At 42.9% G+C, this 23,485-nt stretch carries 24 protein-coding genes; 18 read left to right on the forward strand and 6 right to left on the reverse strand.

Annotation, left to right across the window (positions count from 1 at the left end):
- Window positions 1–199: 199 nt before the first annotated feature.
- The 5 genes from yycF (at window position 200) to O3646_RS00605 (ending at window position 4,183) form a co-directional block, all read left to right on the forward strand.
- On the forward strand, window positions 200–901 hold the full coding sequence (gene yycF, locus O3646_RS00585; protein WP_003008151.1) for a response regulator YycF: 702 nt from the start codon (window positions 200–202) through the stop codon (window positions 899–901).
- A complete protein-coding gene (gene vicK, locus O3646_RS00590) occupies window positions 894–2,246 on the forward strand; it encodes a cell wall metabolism sensor histidine kinase VicK (RefSeq protein WP_003008150.1) in 1,353 nt (450 codons plus the stop codon). The genes yycF and vicK overlap by 8 nt, the downstream gene beginning before the upstream one ends.
- A 7-nt stretch (window positions 2,247–2,253) precedes the next feature.
- On the forward strand, window positions 2,254–3,063 hold the full coding sequence (locus O3646_RS00595) for an MBL fold metallo-hydrolase (RefSeq protein WP_023918725.1): 810 nt from the start codon (window positions 2,254–2,256) through the stop codon (window positions 3,061–3,063).
- 148 nt (window positions 3,064–3,211) lie between these two features.
- Window positions 3,212–3,763, forward strand: a complete 552-nt coding sequence (locus O3646_RS00600; RefSeq protein ID WP_371610365.1) for a hypothetical protein — start codon at window positions 3,212–3,214, stop codon at window positions 3,761–3,763.
- A 33-nt stretch (window positions 3,764–3,796) separates the two neighbouring features.
- A complete protein-coding gene (locus O3646_RS00605) occupies window positions 3,797–4,183 on the forward strand; it encodes a YbaN family protein (protein WP_371610366.1) in 387 nt (128 codons plus the stop codon).
- A gap of 263 nt (window positions 4,184–4,446) precedes the next feature.
- On the opposite strand, the gene O3646_RS00610 is transcribed toward O3646_RS00605, so the two are convergent.
- Entirely contained in the window at window positions 4,447–4,908 is a 462-nt protein-coding gene (locus O3646_RS00610; RefSeq protein WP_368397864.1) for a hypothetical protein, read from the reverse strand.
- Between the two features lie 332 nt (window positions 4,909–5,240).
- Here O3646_RS00610 and rnc point away from each other — a divergent pair, with 332 nt between their 5' ends.
- Genes rnc through ftsY form a run of 5 tightly spaced genes read left to right on the forward strand, consistent with a single transcriptional unit; the run spans window position 5,241 to window position 12,742 of the window.
- The gene (rnc, locus tag O3646_RS00615) at window positions 5,241–5,942 is read left to right on the forward strand and encodes a ribonuclease III (RefSeq protein ID WP_049483702.1); all 702 of its coding nucleotides are present in this window, start codon (window positions 5,241–5,243) and stop codon (window positions 5,940–5,942) included.
- Complete coding sequence (smc, locus tag O3646_RS00620; RefSeq protein WP_371610367.1) at window positions 5,933–9,469, forward strand: chromosome segregation protein SMC; 3,537 nt, start codon at window positions 5,933–5,935, stop codon at window positions 9,467–9,469. Before rnc ends, smc begins: the two co-directional genes overlap by 10 nt.
- Window positions 9,459–10,265 (forward strand): Cof-type HAD-IIB family hydrolase, encoded by an 807-nt coding sequence (locus O3646_RS00625; RefSeq protein WP_247923859.1) that lies wholly within the window; start codon window positions 9,459–9,461, stop codon window positions 10,263–10,265. Before smc ends, O3646_RS00625 begins: the two co-directional genes overlap by 11 nt.
- Window positions 10,262–11,083, forward strand: coding sequence for a Cof-type HAD-IIB family hydrolase (locus O3646_RS00630; protein WP_247923857.1), 822 nt, complete (start codon window positions 10,262–10,264; stop codon window positions 11,081–11,083). Before O3646_RS00625 ends, O3646_RS00630 begins: the two co-directional genes overlap by 4 nt.
- On the forward strand, window positions 11,084–12,742 hold the full coding sequence (ftsY, locus tag O3646_RS00635) for a signal recognition particle-docking protein FtsY (RefSeq protein ID WP_368397866.1): 1,659 nt from the start codon (window positions 11,084–11,086) through the stop codon (window positions 12,740–12,742).
- A 91-nt stretch (window positions 12,743–12,833) separates the two neighbouring features.
- Here the strand turns inward: ftsY and zwf are convergent, their stop codons facing one another.
- The 4 genes from zwf to O3646_RS00655 all read right to left on the reverse strand — a co-directional run bounded on the left by zwf (window position 12,834) and on the right by O3646_RS00655 (window position 16,371).
- Window positions 12,834–14,300 carry a glucose-6-phosphate dehydrogenase gene (zwf, locus tag O3646_RS00640; RefSeq protein ID WP_070661819.1) on the reverse strand — a complete coding sequence of 489 codons (1,467 nt, stop codon included), beginning with the start codon at window positions 14,298–14,300 and terminating at the stop codon, window positions 12,834–12,836.
- 204 nt (window positions 14,301–14,504) lie between these two features.
- Window positions 14,505–15,320, reverse strand: a complete 816-nt coding sequence (locus O3646_RS00645) for a TIGR03943 family protein (RefSeq protein WP_195623457.1) — start codon at window positions 15,318–15,320, stop codon at window positions 14,505–14,507.
- Window positions 15,317–16,222, reverse strand: a complete 906-nt coding sequence (locus O3646_RS00650; RefSeq protein ID WP_045759689.1) for a permease — start codon at window positions 16,220–16,222, stop codon at window positions 15,317–15,319. The genes O3646_RS00645 and O3646_RS00650 overlap by 4 nt, the downstream gene beginning before the upstream one ends.
- Window positions 16,222–16,371: an SPJ_0845 family protein gene (locus tag O3646_RS00655; RefSeq protein ID WP_003008123.1), complete on the reverse strand. Its 150-nt coding sequence runs from the start codon at window positions 16,369–16,371 to the stop codon at window positions 16,222–16,224. Before O3646_RS00655 ends, O3646_RS00650 begins: the two co-directional genes overlap by 1 nt.
- Window positions 16,372–16,519: 148 nt before the next feature.
- Here O3646_RS00655 and O3646_RS00660 point away from each other — a divergent pair, with 148 nt between their 5' ends.
- From O3646_RS00660 to O3646_RS00695, 8 genes are all read left to right on the forward strand, one after another.
- Window positions 16,520–18,676, forward strand: coding sequence for a Tex family protein (locus O3646_RS00660; RefSeq protein WP_371610368.1), 2,157 nt, complete (start codon window positions 16,520–16,522; stop codon window positions 18,674–18,676).
- The gene (locus tag O3646_RS00665) at window positions 18,663–19,118 is read left to right on the forward strand and encodes a SprT family protein (protein WP_368397868.1); all 456 of its coding nucleotides are present in this window, start codon (window positions 18,663–18,665) and stop codon (window positions 19,116–19,118) included. Before O3646_RS00660 ends, O3646_RS00665 begins: the two co-directional genes overlap by 14 nt.
- Before the next feature lie 74 nt (window positions 19,119–19,192).
- Window positions 19,193–19,474 (forward strand): PspC domain-containing protein, encoded by a 282-nt coding sequence (locus O3646_RS00670; RefSeq protein ID WP_003005023.1) that lies wholly within the window; start codon window positions 19,193–19,195, stop codon window positions 19,472–19,474.
- Window positions 19,475–19,486: 12 nt separating this feature from the next.
- Window positions 19,487–19,861, forward strand: a complete 375-nt coding sequence (locus O3646_RS00675) for a hypothetical protein (protein ID WP_371610369.1) — start codon at window positions 19,487–19,489, stop codon at window positions 19,859–19,861.
- 172 nt (window positions 19,862–20,033) lie between these two features.
- Window positions 20,034–20,966: an HPr(Ser) kinase/phosphatase gene (gene hprK, locus O3646_RS00680; RefSeq protein ID WP_070661835.1), complete on the forward strand. Its 933-nt coding sequence runs from the start codon at window positions 20,034–20,036 to the stop codon at window positions 20,964–20,966.
- Entirely contained in the window at window positions 20,963–21,745 is a 783-nt protein-coding gene (lgt, locus tag O3646_RS00685; protein ID WP_049482776.1) for a prolipoprotein diacylglyceryl transferase, read from the forward strand. Before hprK ends, lgt begins: the two co-directional genes overlap by 4 nt.
- 3 nt (window positions 21,746–21,748) lie before the next feature.
- Window positions 21,749–22,132 carry a DUF948 domain-containing protein gene (locus O3646_RS00690; protein WP_371610370.1) on the forward strand — a complete coding sequence of 128 codons (384 nt, stop codon included), beginning with the start codon at window positions 21,749–21,751 and terminating at the stop codon, window positions 22,130–22,132.
- A gap of 14 nt (window positions 22,133–22,146) precedes the next feature.
- Entirely contained in the window at window positions 22,147–22,605 is a 459-nt protein-coding gene (locus O3646_RS00695) for a YtxH domain-containing protein (RefSeq protein WP_049490959.1), read from the forward strand.
- Between the two features lie 558 nt (window positions 22,606–23,163).
- Here O3646_RS00695 and O3646_RS00700 read toward each other — a convergent pair.
- Window positions 23,164–23,457: a DUF3270 family protein gene (locus O3646_RS00700; protein WP_371610371.1), complete on the reverse strand. Its 294-nt coding sequence runs from the start codon at window positions 23,455–23,457 to the stop codon at window positions 23,164–23,166.
- Between the last annotated feature and the right edge of the window lie 28 nt (window positions 23,458–23,485).

Consider the following 23,485-nt stretch of genomic DNA (forward strand, 5'->3'; position numbering starts at 1 on the left):
AATCCTAGCTGATATCTCCAACAAATCCCGTGTTTCAAAATAATGCAAAAAGAAAAGATTGAGATGTCATGATCTCAATCTTTTTGCTTTGTCTTATTGGAAAGTCCAGCAATTGAGACTCCACATTTCTTCATAAGTTTGATATAATAAGAAGATAGAGATTGATAAGGAAAAGTAGCATTAGAAACAGGTATGTAAGATGAAAAAAATATTAGTAGTTGATGATGAAAAACCAATTTCAGATATTATCAAATTTAACATGGCAAAAGAAGGCTATGAAGTCTTGACGGCCTTTGATGGTCGGGAAGCTTTAGAGGTCTTTGCGGCTGAAAATCCGGATATTATTATTCTAGATTTGATGCTACCAGAGATTGATGGTTTGGAAGTGGCGCGGACGATTCGTAAGACCAGCAATGTGCCGATCATTGTCCTATCCGCTAAGGATACGGAATTTGATAAGGTCATCGGGCTTGAAATCGGTGCGGATGACTATGTAACCAAACCCTTCTCAAATCGGGAATTGCAAGCGCGTGTGAAAGCCCTGTTGCGTCGTTCTGAGTTTGCGGCTGATCCTCAGCTTGAAAATGAGGCCGATACGGAAATTGTCATTGGTGATCTTCACATTCTTCCAGATGCCTTCTTGGTTCAAAAAGGCAACAAAGAATTGGACTTGACCCATCGTGAGTTTGAATTGCTCTATCACCTTGCGACCCATGTCGGTCAAGTGATGACCCGTGAACACCTTCTTGAGACGGTGTGGGGCTATGATTACTTTGGTGATGTTCGGACAGTGGACGTGACAGTTCGTCGTTTGCGTGAAAAAATCGAGGACACACCGGGACGTCCAGAATATATCTTGACCCGCCGTGGTGTCGGATATTATATGAGAAACAATGATTGATCAACTAAAACAATTTGTAATGTCGTCGAACTTTGTCTTTGTTCTGATTACGGTTGGGTTTATCATTGTGGTAGCCTTGCTTTTGCTAGAAAACCGTAGGGACAATATCAAGCTCAGACAATTAAACGCCAAAATTAAGGATCTGATTGCAGGGGACTATTCCGAAGTGGTCGACATGCAAGGAAGTCCAGAACTGACGGATATGACCAATAGTATCAATGATCTGTCGGAGGTTATTCGCCTGACGCATGAAAACTTGGAACAAGAAACCAAGCGTTTGACCAGTATCCTTTCTTATATGACAGATGGGGTGCTTGCGACCAATAGACGTGGTCAGATCATCATGGTCAATGAAATGGCCGCCAAGCAATTGAATGTTAATCCGGATGAGGTGCTCAATACCAGTATTCTGGATTTGCTTTCGCTTGGAGATGACTATGATCTGCGCAGCTTGATTACAGAAGTACCAGAGTTGACCATCGATTCCCAGGATGAAAATGGGGAATACATAAGTCTTCGTGTGCGCTTTGCCTTGATTCGTCGCGAGTCAGGTTTTATCTCTGGTCTGGTAGCTGTCTTGCACGATACGACAGAGCAGGACAAGGAAGAACGGGAACGTCGCCTCTTTGTTTCCAATGTGAGTCATGAATTACGGACACCGTTGACCAGTGTGAAATCCTATCTGGAAGCCCTAGACGATGGCGCTTTGTCAGAGCCGGTAGCACCAGATTTTGTCAAGGTTTCACTCAATGAAACCAACCGCATGATGCGCATGGTCACAGATCTATTGAGCTTGTCACGAATCGATAATGAAACCAGTCAGTTGGACATCGAGTTGACCAACTTTACGGCCTTTATCACCTTTATTTTGAACCGGTTTGATAAGATCAAGAGTCAATCGCAAGAAGATACTAAGAAGTATGAACTGATCCGGGAATACCCGATCACCCCGATCTGGGTTGAAATTGATACGGATAAAATGACCCAGGTGATCGACAATATCTTGAATAATGCCATCAAGTACTCACCTGATGGTGGAAAGATCAAGGTAGGGATGAAAACGACAGATGCCCAGTTGATTATCTCCATCTCAGATGAGGGCTTGGGAATTCCCAAGAAAGACTTGCCTCGCATTTTTGATCGCTTTTACCGAGTGGATAAGGCACGTAGCCGGGCCCAAGGAGGGACTGGTCTGGGCTTAGCCATTGCTAAGGAGATCGTTAAGCAACACAAAGGCTTTATTTGGGCCAAGAGTGAATATGGCAAGGGATCTACCTTTACCATTGTCTTGCCGTACGACAAAGACGCTATTAAAGACGACTGGGATACAGAAGAGGAAGAATAAGGAGTCAATGACAGAAGAGGGATTTAAGTATAGTATTTTAGCTTCAGGTTCTAGTGGGAATTCTTTCTACCTTGAGACGCCAAAGAAAAAACTGCTTATTGATGCAGGGCTATCAGGGAAAAAGATTACGGGACTATTGGCTGAAATTGATCGTAAACCAGAAGACTTAGATGCCATTTTGATTACGCACGAACACTCAGACCATATCCATGGTGTGGGTGTTTTAGCGCGAAAATATGGCATGGATCTATATGCTAATGAAGCAACTTGGAAGGCTATGGAAGGCACCAAGTATCTAGGCAAGGTCGATGATGCCCAAAAGCACATTTTTGAAATGGGGAAGACCAAGACATTTGGCGATATCGATATCGAAAGTTTTGGGGTCAGTCACGATGCTGCTGCCCCTCAATTCTATCGCTTTATGAAGGATGGCAAAAGCTTCGTCATGCTGACGGATACAGGCTATGTGAGCGATCGCTTGGCAGGCATCGTCGCGGATGCAGATGGCTATCTGATTGAGTCCAACCATGATGTAGAGATCCTTCGAGCAGGTTCTTACGCTTGGCGCTTGAAGCAGCGGATCTTGTCAGATCTAGGCCACCTTTCTAACGAAGACGGGGCGGATGCCATGATCCGGACCTTGGGAAATCGCACCAAGAAGATTTATCTGGGTCATTTGTCAAAAGAGAACAATATCAAAGAATTGGCCCATATGACCATGGAGAATCAACTGGCTCGAGCAGATCTAGCTGTTGGCCATGATTTTGAGGTGTTAGATACCTCGCCAGATACCGCGACCCCTTTGACGAAGATATAAGATAGAAAACCACTTTCGGGTGGTTTTTTATCTGCCTATTTGAGGAAATCTATATCTAGTAATGAATTTGCTCTTTACCCAAAATTCGTGTATGATAGGAAAGAACGAATTCTGAGTGAGAATCACGAAAGTAGAGGAGAGATAATAAATGAAAAAAATGGTGTTATTACTGGCTGGTTTGGTTGCTTTAACTGCTTGTAGTCAGTCTAAGCAAGCTACGAAAGAGTCGACTTCCAATCAAACGACGAAGGAAACAAAAGTATCAGAGTCTTCTAAAGATAAAGAAGAAAAAGGTTTGAAATTTGTGGTGGCCCCTCAATATGAAGGAAAGACGTCTGATCTCATCGAGCTAGGAAAAAAATTGGTTAAGGAACATCCTGAAGTTGGTAGTGAAGGTCATATGGTAGTCTACTTTACTGGGGCTGTATCTGAAGGAAGAGCAACGCTCATGTTGGTCAATAAGACAGATGTGGATATCAAGAAAGATTTGAATTTTTCAATTTCTTGGTCTTATGATGGAAAGACTATTTTTGATAATCAAAAGGTAAGTTATTTCATCAAGGATAGCGGCGAATTACCATCTCATTCAGCAACTTTGATATTGTTGCCACTGAATGAGGAACAATTGGGAATTGTAGATGGAATGTCAGACCCATCTAAGATGAAGCTTCAACTATCCGATATGATACTTGCAGACTGATATCAAAAAATGAATCATATAAAGGAGAAGTAAATGCGCCTTGTTTATCTTACGGTTGGTTTTGTGTCTTTGGGATTAGGAATTATTGGGATTCCTTTGCCGATTTTACCGACGACTCCCTTTTTACTGCTATCGATGGCCTGCTTTGCTAAAAGTTCCAAACGCTTTGAAACTTGGCTCTACCAAACCAAGCTTTATCAAACCTATGTAGCGGATTACCGAGAGACCAAATCGATTGCCAAAGAACGGAAGAAATGGATCCTTCTTCAGATCTACATTCTGATGGGGATTTCGATCTATCTGGCACCGATTATTTGGGTGAAGCTTGCTCTAGGTGCTTTGACGATTTTTATCACCTATTATCTCTTAAAAGTGATCCCTAATAAGCCTGAAAATCAAACGGAAGAAAATCCTGATTAAAATTGGAGAATTCAGGCCCTAGAACTAGGAAAAGAAGTGCGTTCGTACTTCTTTTTTGTATAAAAATAAAAACCCTTGTGTATCAAGAGCTTTCGTGTACTGAATACGTTTTTGACTACGCTTCGGGAAATTTTTAATAAGCGATCTACTTTAGGATTTTTAGTTTTCTATAAAAGGATCAACTCTTAAAAATGATTAAAGTATATTTAAGAGTTGATCCATCTTTTATTAAATATCTCTTATTGTGATATGTATCTATTATATCATTGTTCTAACTCAGTTATCTTTTCTAACATTTCTTGTATATCCTTTTGCGTCTTGAAAGGATTATTTTTTATTTTCTTAACAAAGAGAATGAGTGTAATAATCAAAAAAATACAAGCGATAACAGGGTTGATGGTAAAGTATAAAAGGCTACAAAATGCAGATAATCCTACAGGAAAATACCAAGAAGAAGCTGGATATACCTTTGCCCCTCTATAAGTATAAAGATCACGATTTGTTCGTTGGTAATTTATATTTCCTTTCTTAACACTGCTAAAAGCATCCACAGTAGTTTTGTTATATACCTTATTGTATATTGCACGTTTAGGATCTTTAATAAGGCCTGTCCCTTTTTGGCCGTATGTTGGAATAATTGCTCGTTTAACCTGTCTCTTTAATTTCGATGTTGTCTGAGCTTTTAAACTCTTTGAAAGACTGGGTTTTCTAACTCCTATTTTCATAGTAACACTCCTTATTATTATTTCAATCCCAAACTTTTTTGTTTTAATTATATCAAATAACGAAGGGGAATGAAATAATAACGAGGTAAAGAAATAAAATTCACTATAAGAAATGGGCATTATGTTGGTAATATATAGAAATGCGCCAGTTGAAGAAAGTTAAAATTCATGGAGTAAATTTACAAAACGTGGTATTCAACTTATTTGATCGATATCCAAACACACCTAAAACATAGTGAATCAACTAACCGTATCTAATGGATATCTAATGGTAATCGTATTAAAATTTTGGTATACTTAAGAGTATGAATTTATTAGAAAGTAGGCTTCCCATGGAGAAATTACAAGCCCTGTTATCGGAACGGTTTCAGATCGTTTTTTCAGATACCAGTTTATTAGATACAGCTTTTACGCACACCTCTTATGCCAATGAGCACCGCCTCTTAAAAATTTCACATAACGAACGTTTGGAATTTTTAGGAGACGCTGTTCTTCAATTAGTTATTTCCGAATATTTGTATAAGGAACACCCCAACAGACCGGAGGGAGATTTGTCCAAATTCCGTTCGATGATTGTCCGTGAAGAAAGTCTGGCTGGTTTTTCTCGGGATTGCCAATTTGACCATTTCATCAAACTGGGCAAGGGCGAAGAAAAATCTGGTGGTCGGGACCGCGATACGATTCTTGGCGATTTATTTGAAGCCTTTTTAGGTGCTCTTTTACTGGATCAAGGAGTGGAAGCGGTCAAACGCTTCATTTATCAGGTCATGATTCCTAAGGTTGAAACGGGTCAATTTTCCCAAGTCATTGACTACAAGACCCGTCTGCAAGAACTGTTGCAGGTTCACGGAGATGTGGAGATCCAATACCAAGTGGTTAGCGAGTCCGGTCCAGCTCATGCCAAAGAGTTTGAAGTAGAAGTGTTCGTGAACGGTCAAACGATGGGACATGGTCATGGTCGTTCCAAGAAGTTAGCGGAGCAGGAAGCAGCCCGCAATGCAGTTGAAACGAGGAATGATGGGCCATGTATCTAAAAGAGATTGAAATCCAAGGCTTTAAATCCTTTGCGGATAAGACAAAAGTCGTATTTGACAAAGGGGTCACTGCCGTTGTAGGGCCTAATGGATCTGGAAAATCAAATATCACGGAGAGCTTGCGCTGGGCCCTGGGGGAATCCAGTGTCAAGAGTCTACGTGGGGGCAAGATGCCCGATGTCATTTTTGCAGGGACAGAATCGCGAAAACCGCTGAATTATGCCTGTGTCACAGTTGTCTTAGATAACCAAGATGGTTTTATCCAACAGGCAGGGAAAGAAATTCGTGTCGAACGGCATATTTATCGTTCAGGAGACAGCGAGTACAAGATCGATGGCAAGAAAGTACGTCTCAGAGATGTTCATGATTTGTTCATGGATACGGGATTGGGACGGGATTCTTTCTCCATTATCTCCCAAGGTCGGGTAGAGGAGATCTTTAACTCCAAACCGGAAGAACGCCGGGCAATCTTTGAAGAAGCTGCAGGTGTCTTGAAATTTAAGACGCGGCGCAAGGAAACCGAGACCAAACTCAACCAAACCCAGGAGAATTTGGACCGTCTGGAGGATATCCTCTATGAATTAGAAGGACAAATCCAACCTCTTGAAAAGCAAGCGACTGTCGCTCGCCGTTTCTTGGAATTAGACCAAGAACGGCAGGTTCTCTTGCTGGATGTTTTAGTTGCTCAAGTCGATTTGACAAAGGACCTTTATGAAAAGGCTGATCAAGAAGAAAAAGCCATTCAAGAACAGTTGGCTTCTTATTACCAACGTCGTCAGGTCTTAGAAGAAGATAATGTACGTATCAAGAAAGCCCGCCATCAGTTGGATGAAAGCTTAGCTGAGGACCAGGCCAGCTTACTTGAGGTCACTCGTTTGATCAGTGATTTGGAAAAGCAAATCGAAGTAGCTAAGTTGCAATCGAGTCAAGCAGCCCATAGTCGCAGGGAAAATCTTGAGCGGCTGGATGCTGTTTTGGCACGTCTGGAAGAAGCGAAACAAGAGCTGGCGCAAAAACAAGAGACGCTAGCTGTGCTCCAACAAAGACTGACAGAGAACCGTCAGCAACAAGAAGAGTTGGAAAAAGAATTAGCCAACTACGAAGAAGATCCGGAACAAGTCATTGAGCATCTACGCGAGCAGTATGTCGCACTCTTGCAGACAGAGGCTGAAAAATCGAATGAGCGGACAGCGATTGAGAGCCGAATCCAGGCACTCCTGCAAGAATCTAGCCATCGTGAAGAGGATTTGACCAAGGCACAAACAAACTTTGAAGCTGCCAAGGAAAAAGAAGTCCGACAATTGGAAGAGTTGGATCAGGCACAAGCGACGGTCAAAGGCCTATTAGCAGAATACCAAGAGCAATTGGTAAAAGTGGAGCAGGCCAAAGCTGCCTACCAAGAGGCTCAAACGGCCATGTTTGACCTGATGGATGAGAGCAAAAACAAACGGGCGCGGATCAATAGCTTGGAAGCCATTCAGAAGAACCATAGTAACTTCTATGCAGGCGTCAAGAGCGTTTTGCAAGAAGCAGAACGGTTAGGAGGCATCTGTGGGGCTGTTAGTGAGAATTTGAGCTTCTCAAAAGACTATCAGACGGCGCTTGAAATTGCTCTGGGAGCTAGCAGCCAACAGATCATTGTCGAGGATGAAAAGGCCGCAACGCGAGCGATCGATTTCTTGAAACGCAATCGCTTGGGACGGGCAACTTTCCTTCCGCTCACGACGATCAAAGCTCGTCAACTATCTCCTCGGAATCTAGAATTGATTCAAGCCAGTGCAGGATTTCTAGGAATTGCGAGTGACTTAGTGACCTATGAGCATCGTTTTGAACAGATTTTCCAAAACTTGCTTGGAGTAACGGCCATCTTTGATACAACGGAGCATGCGCGTGAGGCAGCTCGTAAAGTCAACTATCAAGTTCGGATGGTGACCTTGGATGGGACCGAATTGCGGACCGGAGGATCGTATGCCGGTGGTGCCAATCGTTCCCAAAATACGGTCTTTGTCAAACCAGAATTGGATAGTTTGAAGCAGGAAATGCAAGCTCTGGATGCTCGTTTGAGAGAAGCAGAGCAGGAGGTCGAGACCAAGGACAATCTGCTCAAGCAGGCGCAAGAATACCTGGCCTCTATTCAAAGCCAAGGTGAGCAAGCGCGTCTAGAGCAACAGCGGGCCCAATTGGCCTACCAACAAAGCCAAGAGCAACTGAAAGAAATTCAGGAACTCTTAGAAGCTTTGCAGTCAGAATTGGCAACAGATGCGACCCAGTCTCTCCAAGAAGAGCTGGAATCCCTTACTGAGCAATTAGCAAAAATTGAGCTTCAAAAAGAAAATCTGAATCGCGACATTGAAACCATGAAGTCGGACAAAGATGTCCTGCAACAAAAAGTACAAAACTTGCAAGAGCAATTGGCAGAATTGCGACTTCAACAGACGGAATGGTTGAGCCAACAAAGCTATGAGCAAACAGATGCTCGTCGCTTGGAAGAAACGATCTCCCAGTTGGAAGTAGAAGAGCATCAGTTGCAATTGCTGATTGAACAAGGCGAGGCTCAAGTTCAGACAGTGGATGTGGAGCAGCTAGCCAATCAATTGGCACAGGCCCAAGCTAAGAAAACGGACTTGGAACAAGGAGTTATTCGGAAACGCTTTGAGCTGGATGATTTGGAAGGCCAGGCCGAAGATGTGGCAGAACAGATGGAACAAGCTCGCAAGAAAAACGAAGAGTGGATTCGTCAACAAGCTAAAGCTGAAGCGACACGTGAAAAGCATGCGGATCGCTTGAACAAGCTATTAACGCAAATTACCGATGAATTCATGCATAGCTTTGACCAAGCCGAAGAGCAGGCCAAACCTGTTGAAAATCTTGCAGCAGCTGAAAACCAGCTCAAGAGCATCGAAAAAGATATTAAGGCACTTGGTCCAGTCAATGTGGATGCGATCGAGCAGTACGATGAGGTGAAGGGGCGCTTTGATTTCCTTTCCAGCCAGCGTGAGGATGTCTTGGCTGCGAAAAACATGCTTCTGTCTACCATCAACGATATGAATGACGAAGTCAAGGAACGCTTTAAATCAACCTTTGAAGCCATTCGTGAATCCTTTAAAGTCACTTTCCGTCAAATGTTTGGTGGGGGTTCTGCTGATTTGATTCTGACAGAGCCAGATCTTCTGACAGCTGGTGTTGAAATTTCTGTACAGCCACCTGGTAAAAAGATCCAATCCTTAAACCTCATGAGTGGTGGAGAAAAGGCCTTGTCTGCTTTGGCCCTCTTGTTCTCGATTATTCGTGTCAAGACTATTCCATTTGTCATTTTGGATGAGGTAGAGGCTGCCCTAGATGAGGCCAATGTTAAGCGCTTTGGGGATTATTTGAACCGCTTTGATAAGGAAAGCCAATTTATTGTCGTGACGCACCGGAAGGGAACCATGTCAGCTGCCGATTCCATCTATGGTGTGACCATGCAAGAATCTGGGGTTTCTAAAATCGTCTCAGTAAAATTGAAAGACTTAGAAAATGAAGAATAATGATATTAAATTGATCGCTACGGATATGGATGGAACCTTTCTAAATGACCAACATCAGTATGATCAAGACCTTTTACGCAAGGTATTAGCAAGCTGCAAAGAAAAAGGCATCTATTTTGCTGCTGCGAGTGGCCGTGCCCTCCTTTCTCTCAAATCCCTCTTTAAAGGATTTGAGGACCAGATGATTTTCATTGCTGAAAATGGTAGTGTGGTAGAATTTCATGGAGAAGATCTCTACGAAGCGACCATGTCTAAAGACTTTTATTTGGGTGTTTTTGAGGCTTTGAAATCCTCACCTTATGCAGACCCCAATAAACTGCTTTTGACGGGAAAAAAAGGAAGCTATGTCTTAGAAACAGTAGATCCCGACTATCTGGCCTTGAGTCAGCACTATAATGAAAACATTCAAAAAGTGAAAAGTCTAGCGGATATTCAGGATGAAATTTTCAAATTGACCACCAACTTTGATGCAGCTCTTGTTCTTGAAGGTGAGCAATGGGTCACTGAGAATATCCCCGGTGTCAAAGCGATGACGACAGGTTTTGAATCGATTGACATTGTCCTCGATTATGTCGATAAGGGAGTGGCCATTACTGCCTTAGCGGATAAACTAGGGATCTCGATGGATCAGGTGATGGCTTTCGGGGATAACTTAAATGACCTCCATATGATGCAAGTCGTGGGCCATCCTGTAGCGCCAGAAAATGCACGTCCTGAAATCTTGACGATTGCTGAAAAAGTCATCGGCCACCATGCGACTGGTTCTGTCCTACGCTACATGGAGGAAATTGTATGAGTCAGATTTCCTTGATTGCGCTGGATTTAGATGGGACCCTTCTCAATTCTGAAAAAAAGATCTCCCCTCGTAATAGAGCAGCCCTCGCTGCTGCGCAGGCCCAAGGTGTCAAGGTGGTTCTAACCACTGGTCGTCCCTTGAAAGCCATGGATTTTCTTTTGGAAGAATTGGGAACAGCAGGCCTCAAAGAAGAGTATACGATTACCTTCAACGGTGGTCTAGTGCAGCGAAATAATGGAGAAATCCTCTCAAAAGTTGTCTTGGCACCAGAAGATGTCGCAACCATTCATGATGAAACAGCCCGTCTAGGCCTTCCGCTGGATGCTATCAGTGAGGGAACGGTTTATGAGATTCATGCAGATCGAAAGTCTCTCTATTCCCTTTACAATCCCTACCTGAACTTTATTGAGACAGATTTTAAAGACCTGCCATCCACGATTTCCTACAACAAGTGTGTGACAGCCGTCGATCAAGACTTTTTAGATGCAGCGATCAAGCAGATCAAGCCGGACTTATTTCAAGACTATGAAATTTTTAAATCTCGGGAAATGTTGCTGGAATGGTGCCCTAAAAATGTTCACAAGGCGACGGGCTTAGCAGCTCTGGCGGCTATTTTGGGCCTTAAGGCAGATCAAGTCATGGCCTGTGGAGATGAAGCCAATGACCTGTCTATGATCCAGTGGGCTGGACTGGGGGTTGCCATGGGCAATGCGATTCCAGCAGTGAAGGAAGTTGCAGCGCTTGTGGCCCCTGTGACCAATGACCAAGATGCTGTCGCATGGGCGATTGAAAATTATGTGCTAAAGGAGAGTGAATAAATGGGATTATTTGATCGTTTATTTGGAAAAAAAGAAGAAACTGAAAAAGTGCTTCCGTCTTCGGAAGAAGTGACGGAAAGTATGGAGGTTGAAGAAACTGTCAAAGAGGAGCCGACGGCTACCCAAAATGACAAGGAAGAGCAAAAAATCGCTGATATGGAGGCTTACTACCAAGAGCTCAAAGCGCGAATTGCAGCCACTCATCAACCTGTTTCAACCGTTGCTCAAGAAGAGCCGGCAGAGGAACCTCTTGTTGAAGAAATAGGAACTTCAGAGACTCCTGAAGTTCAAGAACCGGTAGAGGAGTCTCCAGTTGCCTTTGAACCTGCTCAAACAGAAGCAAGTCCTGAAGAAGTTTCACCACTAGCTGATGACACGGAGACTGAGCCTCTTGAAGAAGTGAAAATTGAAGCGGAAGTTACTGAAAATGGTGAGGAAGCAGATGGGGCTAATACTTCAGAAATGAAAGAAGAGCCACCAATTGCCTTTCCATCATCTGACGCTGAGCTAGTAGAAGGGAGCACGACAGAAGAGGAGTCTCCAGAACTAGTAGAAGCTCAGGATGAAGTTTCAGAACCTGAAGTATCAGAAGCGATTGCTCAAGTGGAGGAAACTTCAGAAGTGGCAGAAGCCGAGTCCAGACTTCCTCAAGGAGAACCTGCATCAACCGTTGAGGAAAGAACTGTTGAAGAGGTAGAAGAGCCAATTCCAGACGAGATTGAGCCTCAGCAAGAAACCATTCAGGAAAAATACGATCGTAGCTTGAAAAAGACGCGGACTGGATTTGGAGCACGTCTCAATGCCTTCTTTGCCAATTTCCGTTCAGTCGATGAAGAATTCTTTGAAGAATTGGAAGAACTCTTGATTATGAGTGACGTTGGGGTTCAAGTGGCCTCTAATTTAACCGAAGAGTTGCGCTATGAAGCCCGTTTGGAAAATGCCAAAAAACCAGATGCTCTCAAGCGCGTGATCATTGAAAAATTGGTGGACTTGTATGAAAAGGATGGCCAATTTAATGAAGCCATTCGTTTTCAAGATGGTCTCACAGTCATGCTCTTTGTTGGGGTCAATGGAGTTGGGAAAACCACCTCTATCGGGAAGTTAGCCCACCGATATAAACAAGAGGGCAAGAAAGTCATGTTGGTTGCAGCAGATACTTTCCGTGCAGGAGCAGTAGCTCAACTGGCAGAATGGGGACGCCGCGTAGATGTTCCAGTTGTAACAGGTCCTGAAAAATCAGATCCTGCTAGCGTCGTCTTTGATGGAATGGAACGCGCGATCGCTGAAAACATTGATGTTCTAATGATTGATACGGCGGGTCGTCTGCAAAACAAGGACAACCTCATGGCCGAGCTTGAAAAAATCGGGCGAATTATCAAGCGTGTGGTACCAGAGGCACCACATGAAACCTTGCTGGCCCTCGATGCATCAACCGGTCAAAATGCCTTGGTACAAGCTAAAGAATTTTCAAAAATTACGCCTGTGACAGGGATTGTATTGACCAAGATCGATGGAACAGCTCGAGGTGGGGTCGTCCTTGCGATCCGTGAAGAGTTGGACATTCCAGTGAAGTTGATTGGATTCGGAGAAAAGATTGATGATATCGGACCATTCCATTCAGAAAACTTCATGAGAGGCCTCTTGGAAGGCTTGATTTAAGAGTCAAATAGAAAAAGACAAATTGTTGGAAGGACAATTTGTCTTTTTGTTTCCTTGCGCTATCAAAAAAACCACCCGAAGGTGGCTTTCCTTAATTCTTAGGTTCAGGTTTCCAAACCCATTCTGCTCCGTATTCTGCAAGGAGATCATCGGATGCAGTTGGTCCCATGGATCCAGACTTGTATTCATAGAGCGGTGCTCCATTTTCGGCCCATAGTTTTTCGATCCGGTCAATCAATTGCCATGAAGCACGAACTTCTTGCCAGTGGCTGTAATTGGTTGAGTCGTTGTTCAAAACGTCGAAAATTAATTTTTCATAAGGCTCTGGTGAAGCTCCAGTTGCCGTCGCATCTGTTTCGTAGTCAAAGGAAATAGGTGCGATGCTGAATTTTTCCCCGACCTCTTTTCCGTTGATGCTCAATGAGAAACCTTCATTTGGTTGGATATAAATGGTCAAGACATTTGGTTGCAAGCTATGTCCAAAGATGGAGTCGGTTTGCTTGAAGACCACATTGACCATGGTTCCTTTTTGGGTCAAACGTTTTCCGGTACGGAAGAAGAAAGGAACTCCACGGAATCGATCGCTATCAACAAAGAATGCACCAGAAGCATAGGTTTCTGTAGTAGATTCAGGGTCGACATTTGGCTCACTGCGATAAGAGATATCTTTTTTCCCTTCGATCGTACCTGAATGGTATTGACCACGGATAAAGAATTTCTTCAGTTCCTCATCTGTTGGATTGTGCAATTGCTCAAAAACTTTAACTTTTTCTGACCGAATCGCATCCTTGGTAAAGGTAGCTGGTTTATCCATGGCAAGCAATGACAAAAGCTGAAGGGTATGGTTTTGCACCATATCTCGAAGGGCCCCCGAGTGATCGTAGTAGCCACCGCGTTCTTCAACCCCCAAGCGTTCAGCAAAGGTAATTTGGATATTGTCAATAAAATCTCGGTTCCAGAGATTATCAAAAATAAGATTTCCAAAACGAATGGCAAAAATATTTTGGATCATTTCTTTTCCAAGGTAATGGTCGATCCGAAAGATTTGCTCTTCATCAAAGGTTTCTTCCAATTCCTTGTTGAGCTGACTAGCCGTTTCTAGGTCTGTACCGAAAGGTTTTTCAACGATCAAGCGCTCAAAGCCTTGCCCATCCACAATGCCTTCTGATTTGAGGTGTTTGGCAATAGTTCCAAAAAATTGAGGAGCCATGGACAGGAAGAAGACCTTGTTGTGTTCTGTTTGGTATTTTTCATCCAAGCTGTTTTGCAATTCGCGCAGGGCGATGTAATGTTCGGTATCATTGACATCGTGGCTTTGGTAGTAGAAATGACTAGCGAATTCTTGAGCTTGTTGTGGGCTATCTGCCAGATCTGTGATAGATTCTACCACGACTGATTCAAAGTACTCCTTGCTCCATGGTCTGCGAGCTGTTCCGATAACCGCAAAGTGTTCAGATAGATTTCCTGATTTATAGAGTCTAAAAAGGGATGGGTAGAGTTTGCGCTTAGCTAAATCTCCACTGGCCCCGAAAATGGTTACAATAACTTTTGAAGACATTTAAGTACCTATTTCCTATTTTATTAACCATATTTTACCATAAAATCTACAAGATTTCTTTGATGGAATCGTTGTTCCGAATATTTTCCGCTTGGATTAGAGGATTTGAGAGGAAAGCATAGAAAAAGCTAGAACCAATGTGGATTCTAGCTTGAGCTGTTATAAAATGTTTGGATCGACCACCGAAGAAACTTGGTGAATCCATCAGAATACGCGGTAGACATAAGGATTATCCGGTTTTGTAATGGTCTTACAATCGCTAATGTGGAGGACAGGCAAGCTTTGTTTGAGCTGCTTGTGGTATTCAATGGACAAGGTTCCTTTAGCATGGATCCAGGTATTGTTTTCGAAATGCTGCGGAGCCCCCGTCGTTAAGAGACCGTAGACGCCGGAATCTGCGATACAGTGGATGATCCCAAAGCGAAAGAGGAATTGGCTGTCCTTGTTATTGGGGTCATTGTATACAAAACCGGTCAACTCGATGGTTTTCCCCGCAAATTGATCTGGATAATCATAAATGACCTCCATGACTTCCATGTAATTCTCAGTGGTCACCTGGATCACTTTTTTATCAACATATTTCTTTGCCGCCTGCTTCATTTCTGACTCATAGGCTGACTTGGTAAAATAGCTACTAGTATCTGGTTTGAGATACTGGGTAGTTGTTCCTTCGTCCTGCTGGATTTCCTTGGAAGAACCAGCAGCAACCGGGAAGTGGTAGCCTTTGGCAGAGACTGTTTGGGAATCCAGTGTCACTGTAGGGAAAAATAGCCCGACAAATAAAGGAATACAGAGCAAGAAAATACTCGCCACTTTTGCCCAGAAGCTAGAGAGATGACTGTGGATCTTCATCTGCTTGACCCAGATGATCAGCTGCACAAGAGCTAAAACAAAGGACAAGAACATGGAAATATAAGCCAAGTAAGAATAGTGTAAGTTGATGTATTGATTGAGCTTACCAGATAATTGCAGGTACATAGTGAGCTCAAAATAGCCAGCTAATATCAAGAAACGAATCATAGCACTACCCCCACAAACCAAGCATAAAGGAGCACAACTCCACTCACAATCCCGATAAATTGCCAGATAAAACGGGTTTTGAGATAATTTTTCATCATGAGGAGATTTTTGACATCAAGCATAGGCCCAATCACCAGAAAGGCAAGCACAGGCGCTACTCCAAAACTACTCAAAAGAGAAGAGCCGATAAAGGCGTCCGCCTCGCTACAAAGTGAGAGGAGGAAGGACAAGACCATAAGGAGGAGAATAGCAATAACCGGTGTCGCACTGATCGAGGTAAGGATCCGTGTTGGGACATAGACTTGGACGAGGCTGGCAAAGAGACAACCAAATACCAGGTAACGTCCTGTATCAAAGAATTCATCAATGGCTTGCACCAAGACTTGAAAGAGCTTTTGGCCTTTGCTCAAGTCCCTAAAATCATGTTCATGCACAGGTTTGCGATGTTCTTTTTGGATCGAATCTGTCTGAATAAAGCCAAGGAAGATCCCTAGTACTGTTGCGACAAGCAAGGAACCAAGGGCGCGGTAGAGGGCCATCTTAACAGAATTCCCAAAGGCTGAGTAGGTCGCAAAGAGAACGATGGGATTGATGACCGGTGCTGTCACCAGAAAGGGAACAGCAGTATAACTTGGGACTTTCTTTTCTAGAAAGCGATTGATAATGGGAACAATTCCACATTCACAGGAAGGAAAGATAAAGCCGATAAAAGTCCCAAAGAAGATCCGCCCAAATTTATTTTTGGGAAGAAAGCGGTAGACCCTCTCGGGGGTGATATAGACCTCAATAATCCCTGAAATGATACTTCCGATTAGGACAAACGGTAGGGCCTCGATAATAATCGAGAGAAAAATAGCCCCAGCCTGCAAGACGCTAGAGGGAAGGTGTTGAAAGAATGTCATTACTTAACCTTCTTTGCTTCTTTAGTTGTAGCAGTTTCTGCCTTCTTTTTTTCTTCGGGGAATTCGACTGTTTTTTCTACATCTGGAAAACTTGCAAAGTTTTCAAACATTTTATCAAGATCATCTGTTTTTGAGAATTTAATAGCCATTGTTGGGCCTCCTTTTTATTTTCTTTCATTATAACAAAAAGGAAAGAGCAAGGGGGAAATGGAGCATAAAAGGAAAGATCCATAGGGTCAAAATTATTCTATGAAAAATCCCTGAAACAGAGACCAGAACAGGCGATCTCACCCCTTGATGGCAGCAAAATATGCTATAATAGAAGCTATGGATAAATATGAAAAAATAGCCCAAGAATTGGGTGTTAGCTTAAAACAAATCGATACCGTATTGAGTCTGACCGCAGAAGGCTCAACCATTCCTTTCATTGCCCGCTATCGAAAAGATATGACGGGAAATTTAGATGAAGTAGCGATCAAGGCCATTATTGACCGGGACAAATCGTTAACGGCTCTGGCTGAACGAAAGGAAACCGTCCTTGCTAAGATTGAGGAACAAGGTAAACTGACAGAGGCGCTCAAGCAGGCTATTGAAGTTGCTGAAAAATTAGCGGATGTCGAAGAGCTCTATCTCCCTTATAAGGAAAAACGGCGGACCAAGGCGACGATTGCCCGAGAAGCAGGACTTTTCCCCTTGGCACGTCTCATTTTGCAAAATAGTCCAGACTTGGAAGCAGAGGCTCAGAAATTTACCTGTGAGGCCTTCCCAACTGAAACTGCGGCTTTAGCTGGTGCAGTGGATATTCTGGTAGAGGCTATTTCAGAGGATACCCAATTACGGGCCCTCACCTATCAAGAAATTCATGGGCATTCCCTCATGACGTCAACTTTGAAGGATGAAAGCTTAGATCCTAAGAGAACCTTTGAAATCTATTATGATTTTTCTGAGAAGATCAAGAGTATGCAAGGCTACCGGACCCTGGCGCTCAATCGTGGGGAAAAATTGGGCGTTCTCAAAGTTGGATTCGAGCATCAACTGGATCGGATCATTCGTATTTTTGAGGCTCGTTTTAAAACGAAAAATGCCTATGTGGATGAGGTTATTCAGCAGGCGGTTAAGAAAAAAATCGTACCTGCGGTTGAACGTCGGATTCGGACAGAGTTGACGGAGGTGGCAGAAGACGGGGCCATTCAATTGTTCTCTGAAAATCTACGGAATCTATTGCTCATTCCTCCATTAAAAGGGCGCGTGGTCCTTGGATTTGACCCAGCCTTTCGGACCGGTGCTAAACTAGCTGTTGTCGATGAGACAGGAAAGATGCTCGCTACCCAGGTCATCTATCCAGTTGCACCTGCAAAACCAGCTCAGATCGAGCAGGCTAAAAAGGATCTGTCCTCCTTGATCAAGGAGTTTGGAGTAGAAATTATTGCGATTGGGAATGGAACAGCTAGCCGTGAAAGTGAGGCTTTTGTCGCAGAGGTGCTTCATGACCATCCAGGAGTTCGCTATGTTATTGTCAATGAAAGCGGAGCCTCTGTCTACTCAGCTAGTGAATTGGCCCGTCATGAGTTCCCAGAGCTAACCGTTGAAAAACGATCGGCCATCTCCATTGCCCGTCGCTTGCAAGATCCTCTAGCAGAATTGGTGAAAATCGATGCCAAATCCATCGGTGTCGGTCAATACCAACACGATGTCAATCAGAAAAAACTGACAGAAAGCTTGGATTTCGTGGTAGATACTGTCGTCAACCAAGTTGGGGTCAATATCAATACGGCTAGTCCCTCTCTCTTAGCCCATGTAGCAGGACTCAATAAAACCATCTCTGAAAATATTGTGAAATACCGGGAAGAAGAAGGAATGATTCTTTCACGAGCACAGATTAAAAAAGTCCCTCGTCTCGGCGCCAAGGCTTTCGAGCAAGCTGCTGGATTCTTACGCATTCCTGAAAGTAAAAATATCTTGGACAATACCGGGGTTCACCCTGAAAGTTACAAAGAAGTTGAAAAACTTTTTCAACTTCTTGAAATTACCGAACTCGATGCATCCGCTCAGGAAAAATTAAAAGCTGTGAACATAAAGGAGATGTCTACTCAGCTGGATCTGGGACCAGAAACCCTGAAAGATATCATTGCCGATCTCCTAAAACCAGGTCGCGATTTGCGGGATTCCTTTGATGCACCCGTACTCCGTCAGGATGTCTTGGATATTAAAGACCTCCATATAGGCCAAAAATTAGAAGGGGTTGTGCGCAATGTGATTGACTTTGGAGCCTTTGTCGATATTGGTATTCACGAAGATGGCTTGATTCATATCTCCCATATGAGCAAACAGTTTATCAAGCATCCAAGCCAGGTCGTCTCAGTAGGTGATTTGGTAACCGTCTGGGTGAAGAAGATTGATGTGGAACGCGAAAAAGTTAATCTCAGTTTGGTAGCTCCGAATGAATCTGACTGAGTATGTGCGCCAAGTATCCCTAGAAGATTTTGGGAGAGAATTCCGTCATCGAGCAGAGTGGAATTCACGTCTTCAAACCACTGGGGGTCGTTTCTTTCCCAAGGATCGACACCTTGATTTCAACCCGAAAATATACCAAGCTTTTGGGTTAGAGGTCTTTCGCAAAATTGTCCGCCACGAGCTCTGCCATTACCATCTTTACGATCAAGGTAAAGGCTTTCGCCACAAAGATCTAGCCTTTAAGCAACTCCTCCAGCAAGTGGACGGTCTTCGTTTCACACCACCTCTACCAGAAAAGACTGGGCGAGTCAAGAGGATCTATCTCTATCAATGTCCCCATTGTGGCCAAGAGTATAGACGAAAGCGAAAAATCGATCTGAAGAAATATGCCTGCGGTCGTTGTCGCAGCCGCCTGCAATTTCTTGAAATGAGACAAGAGTAAGAATCGGTCTTTAGGCGGATCTCTTTCCAGTTCGACTCTGCTAAAATAGGTCTAACTAGAAAGAGGAAAATCAAATGACATCATCATTTTACAAATTAAAACGACATCGCCTGGTTTCAGGTGTGCTAGCTGGCTTAGCTGATAAATTTGGTCTTAGTGTAACTCTCCTACGCTTCTTGTTTATTCTTTTTACGGTCTCTCATGCCTTTATCGGTGTGATTATCTACTTGCTGTTAGATACGACCTTGCCTTATAAGGACGAGGAGGAGCAGGAAATGTTTGACTATGGCCCTCGACCTCGTCGAAGAAAAGAGGCTGAACCCATTCATGATCAGAATGATAGTCCATTTTTCTAAAAGGAGATTTGAGTGAAGCAGAAGTTCTATTCCCTTGCTTTTATTCTATATCTCTTCTTCAGTTTTATAGGACAGTTTTTCATTTTAAATCGTTTTTTTGGTGAAGGAGTTGGAACAGTTTTGATCGGAATGCTCCTTTTTCCACTGGGCATTTGGAATAGTCTCTTCTACCTCTTGTTTCTGCCAACAGAAATGGCTAGAAAACCACAAATTTATCGGTTTTCGATTTTATTTCTTCCAGTTTTGTTTCTGGTTTTCTCCTTATTGGGTGGAGGACCTACCGCTTTTATGCTCGGCTTGATCGCATTTCCTTCAAATGCGGTGGTCTATGCAGTCTCTACCGGAATCAAATCTATGATCAAAGATTTCTTGCAAGGCCAAGGCTAGAGCATTCTTCATATGTTCCCATCATTTCCTAGAGGTTGGAGACCTTTGTCTTGGCCTCTTTTTGCTTGCCTTAAAAAGGAGTTGAAAATGGATCTTTCAAATGACACTTCAGTCTCTCGTCTGAAGAGAAAATCTGCTATAATAGAGAGAGAATTTGAAAAGGGAGAATGATATGGCAGTTACTGTTCGCGATCTACAGGAAAAGCTTCGTCTATCGGTTGTTTATGGGGATGATAACCTCTTAAGCAAGGAAATTACGACTGCGGACATTTCACGTCCAGGTCTTGAAATGACGGGCTATTTCGACTATTACACACCTGAGCGGATTCAGCTTGTAGGAATGAAAGAATGGTCCTACCTGGTAAAGATGAGCTCTCACAACCGTCATCAGGTCCTGCGCAAGATGTTCCAGCCAGAGACACCTGTCATCATTGTTGCGAGGAATTTAGAAATTCCAGAAGAAATGTTGCGAGCTGCTGAAGAGAAGCAACTAGCCATTTTGAAGAGCAATGTTGCGACCAGTCGTTTATCTGGAGAGCTTTCTAGCTATTTGGATAGTCGGCTGGCAGAACGTACGAGTGTACACGGTGTCTTGATGGATATTTATGGGATGGGTGTCTTAATACAAGGAGATAGCGGAATCGGAAAAAGCGAGACAGGTCTGGAACTTGTCAAGCGGGGGCACCGCCTCGTAGCAGATGACCGAGTCGATATCTATGCGAGAGACGAGATGACCCTTTGGGGAGAGCCAGCTGAAATCCTACGCCACTTACTAGAGATCCGTGGTGTCGGGATTATCGATGTCATGAGTCTCTACGGTGCGAGTGCTGTGAAGGATTCTTCACAAGTCCAAATCGCCGTTTACTTGGAAAATTATGCTAAGGATCAAGTTTATGATCGTCTTGGTAATAATGCAGAAGAGTTGGAAATCGGTGGCGTGACCATTCCTCGGATTCGCATCCCTGTGAAGACTGGTCGGAACATTTCGGTCGTGATCGAAGCCGCAGCGATGAATGTTCGGGCCAAAGAAATGGGCTATGATGCTACCAAAACTTTTGAAGAACGTTTGTCCCAGTTGATTAGTCAAAATGAGGTGAAGGAATGAATCCAGTAGCCCTTCAATTAGGTCCGATCAGTATTCGTTGGTATGCAATTTGTATTGTCTCTGGCTTGATACTAGCCGTTTATCTTTCCATGAAAGAAGCGCCCCGTAAAAAAATTGATCCAGATGATATCATTGATTTCATTTTGATCGCCTTTCCGCTTGCGATTGTGGGTGCCAGACTCTATTACGTTATTTTCGAATGGGGCTATTATAGCCAGCATCTTGGTGAGATTTTCGCCATCTGGAACGGAGGAATCGCGATTTATGGTGGCCTCTTGACAGGTGCCCTTGTCCTCTATCTATTCTCTCGTAGACGCTTGATTGAGCCAATTGATTTCTTAGATATTGCGGCTCCAAGCGTCATGATTGCACAGAGTATTGGTCGCTGGGGAAACTTCTTTAACCAGGAAGCTTATGGAGCTGCTGTTAAAAGCCTCAACTACCTGCCCTCTTTTATTCGAGACCAAATGTATATAGATGGTAGTTACCGTCAGCCAACCTTCTTATATGAATCCAGTTGGAATCTGCTAGGATTTCTCTTGATCTTGATTCTTCGTAGGAAGCCCCAATTTTTGCGACAAGGTGAGATCACAGCCTTTTACCTTATCTGGTATGGTTTTGGTCGGATGATCATCGAAGGAATGCGGACAGATAGCCTGATGTTTGCGGGCTTACGTGTTTCCCAGTGGTTGTCGATGATCCTGATTCTAGTTGGACTCGCCATCATCATCTACCAACGTCGCAAAAAAGCCCCTTATTATGTAGAAGCAAAGGAGTAATATATGTTTATTGAAATTGCCTACGGCCTCTTAGGCCTTGCCTTAGTAGCGCTTGTCATTTATATGATTTTTTTCCTCTCAAAGATTGGAAAAGTTGTAGATGAGACGCAAAAAGCTATCCAAGTTTTGACATCAGATGTCAATGTCACCTTGCATCAAACCAATGATCTATTGGCAAAAGTCAATGTTTTAACGGATGATTTGAATCAAAAAGTTGCAACGATTGACCCACTCTTTACAGCCGTAGCGGATCTTTCAGAGTCTGTTTCAGATTTGAATGATCAAGCCCGTCAATTGAGTGTCAAAGCGGTGTCAGCTGGTGAAAAAACAGTGAAAGCCTCTATCGGATTAAAAGCGATTAAGATGGCTTCAAAATTATTTAAATAGAATCGAGGAAGAATATGGGACGTTTATCTAGTTTATTAATTGGTGTGATTTCAGGTGCTTCAGCAGCCTACTATTTATCAACAGAGCAAGGAAAGAAAGTCACTAAAAAAGTGGTGCGCTTCGTAAAAGATTATCAAGAAGATCCTCAAGAAGTACATGAATCGGTGAAACAAACGGCTAAGGATGTTTCAAAACAGGCAGCAGAAGTGATCCAACAAACCAAAGAAAAAGTTGGTTCTGGAGAAATTACGACAGGAACTGTTTTGGAGTCTGTCAAAGAAAAGACGCAAGATGTGGTTGAAAAATCTCAAGAAGTCTATCACTCATTTAAGGATAAACTTCAAAAAGAAAATCTAAGTGGCAATGACTTGGTTCAGTCCATTCGCAAACAAACAGAATCAGAAGACATCGTGTTAGACTTGGATGAAAAAGATTCTGAAGAAGCAGCTGAAGAAGATACAAAAGAAGCATAAAAAAGAGGCTCACTGAGCCTCTTTTCAGATTGAAGACAAAATCATCTTAGAAACTTTCCTTAAGTGATTACGGACGTTAGGTTAAATCATCCAGTGGATGATTTCAGCAATCCAGGAAGTTCCATGACTTATCAAAGATACAAAGGGCGTTCGCGGATAAAGTCAAAATAGGAAGTTTGACGCAGAAACTTTTGATTCTAGGAAAACTTATCTTTTTGACACAATCCGCAGCCCGTGTTCAATTAGTTTTGAGCCCCTTCGCTTTTTGATTTTTAGGCTCAGGCTAAAAAAGTTCCCTGAACTGTTTTACTTTCAAAACTCCCGAGTGCCTGAAACAATTATGTTTCAGGCACTTTTCTCACGGCGGAAAGTTTCAGTAGATGATTGAATAACTTTAACTCATAAAAAGTTTTTATTCTTATAGAATTTCTAGGAAGTCTTTGAATTATTAAATACTATACCAAGTTTTTCTGAGTTACATGAAAAGTCTAACTTAATCTGACAACTTAGGAATTAAAAAAATTCGAGTAAAATAAAAAAATCAGGCGAAACTGATTTTTATTTTTTTCGTTTATTGTAGTAAATTCGGAATCCTTGAATACTAGCAAAGCTAGAACCAATCGCTAGGGCAAACGCAAAGAAGGCATTCATTTTCGTTGCTAAAAAGATAAAACTAAATACAACTGTCAACACACAGAAAATAGCGATATTCAAAAAATATAGCAATTCACTTAATTGAGGCGCGGGTTCAACTTCAGGAGCATAGTCCTGAACAGGGGATTCTTGGGTTTGTTTAGTTAATTCGATATAATCGAATTTTTCATCATAGTGTCTTAAATTTCTTACGGGCATTTTCTCTCTCCTAACAGTACTCTATTAT

Source organism: Streptococcus sp. 27098_8_148 (assembly GCF_041432105.1).
Lineage (GTDB): Bacteria > Bacillota > Bacilli > Lactobacillales > Streptococcaceae > Streptococcus > Streptococcus parasanguinis_AE.

Coding starts and splice junctions, on each gene's coding strand:
- O3646_RS00655 (WP_003008123.1), bottom strand. CDS start 16,371: ATGGCTATTAAATTCTCAAAAACAGATGATCTTGATAAAATGTTTGAA.
- O3646_RS00610 (WP_368397864.1), bottom strand. CDS start 4,908: ATGAAAATAGGAGTTAGAAAACCCAGTCTTTCAAAGAGTTTAAAAGCT.
- zwf (WP_070661819.1), bottom strand. CDS start 14,300: ATGTCTTCAAAAGTTATTGTAACCATTTTCGGGGCCAGTGGAGATTTA.
- O3646_RS00650 (WP_045759689.1), bottom strand. CDS start 16,222: ATGACATTCTTTCAACACCTTCCCTCTAGCGTCTTGCAGGCTGGGGCT.
- O3646_RS00665 (WP_368397868.1), top strand. CDS start 18,663: ATGAATCTGACTGAGTATGTGCGCCAAGTATCCCTAGAAGATTTTGGG.
- hprK (WP_070661835.1), top strand. CDS start 20,034: ATGGCAGTTACTGTTCGCGATCTACAGGAAAAGCTTCGTCTATCGGTT.
- smc (WP_371610367.1), top strand. CDS start 5,933: ATGTATCTAAAAGAGATTGAAATCCAAGGCTTTAAATCCTTTGCGGAT.
- O3646_RS00625 (WP_247923859.1), top strand. CDS start 9,459: ATGAAGAATAATGATATTAAATTGATCGCTACGGATATGGATGGAACC.
- rnc (WP_049483702.1), top strand. CDS start 5,241: ATGGAGAAATTACAAGCCCTGTTATCGGAACGGTTTCAGATCGTTTTT.
- O3646_RS00700 (WP_371610371.1), bottom strand. CDS start 23,457: ATGCCCGTAAGAAATTTAAGACACTATGATGAAAAATTCGATTATATC.
- yycF (WP_003008151.1), top strand. CDS start 200: ATGAAAAAAATATTAGTAGTTGATGATGAAAAACCAATTTCAGATATT.
- ftsY (WP_368397866.1), top strand. CDS start 11,084: ATGGGATTATTTGATCGTTTATTTGGAAAAAAAGAAGAAACTGAAAAA.
- O3646_RS00690 (WP_371610370.1), top strand. CDS start 21,749: ATGTTTATTGAAATTGCCTACGGCCTCTTAGGCCTTGCCTTAGTAGCG.
- O3646_RS00630 (WP_247923857.1), top strand. CDS start 10,262: ATGAGTCAGATTTCCTTGATTGCGCTGGATTTAGATGGGACCCTTCTC.
- O3646_RS00605 (WP_371610366.1), top strand. CDS start 3,797: ATGCGCCTTGTTTATCTTACGGTTGGTTTTGTGTCTTTGGGATTAGGA.
- O3646_RS00670 (WP_003005023.1), top strand. CDS start 19,193: ATGACATCATCATTTTACAAATTAAAACGACATCGCCTGGTTTCAGGT.
- lgt (WP_049482776.1), top strand. CDS start 20,963: ATGAATCCAGTAGCCCTTCAATTAGGTCCGATCAGTATTCGTTGGTAT.
- O3646_RS00645 (WP_195623457.1), bottom strand. CDS start 15,320: ATGATTCGTTTCTTGATATTAGCTGGCTATTTTGAGCTCACTATGTAC.
- O3646_RS00600 (WP_371610365.1), top strand. CDS start 3,212: ATGAAAAAAATGGTGTTATTACTGGCTGGTTTGGTTGCTTTAACTGCT.
- O3646_RS00660 (WP_371610368.1), top strand. CDS start 16,520: ATGGCAGCAAAATATGCTATAATAGAAGCTATGGATAAATATGAAAAA.
- O3646_RS00595 (WP_023918725.1), top strand. CDS start 2,254: ATGACAGAAGAGGGATTTAAGTATAGTATTTTAGCTTCAGGTTCTAGT.
- O3646_RS00695 (WP_049490959.1), top strand. CDS start 22,147: ATGGGACGTTTATCTAGTTTATTAATTGGTGTGATTTCAGGTGCTTCA.
- vicK (WP_003008150.1), top strand. CDS start 894: ATGATTGATCAACTAAAACAATTTGTAATGTCGTCGAACTTTGTCTTT.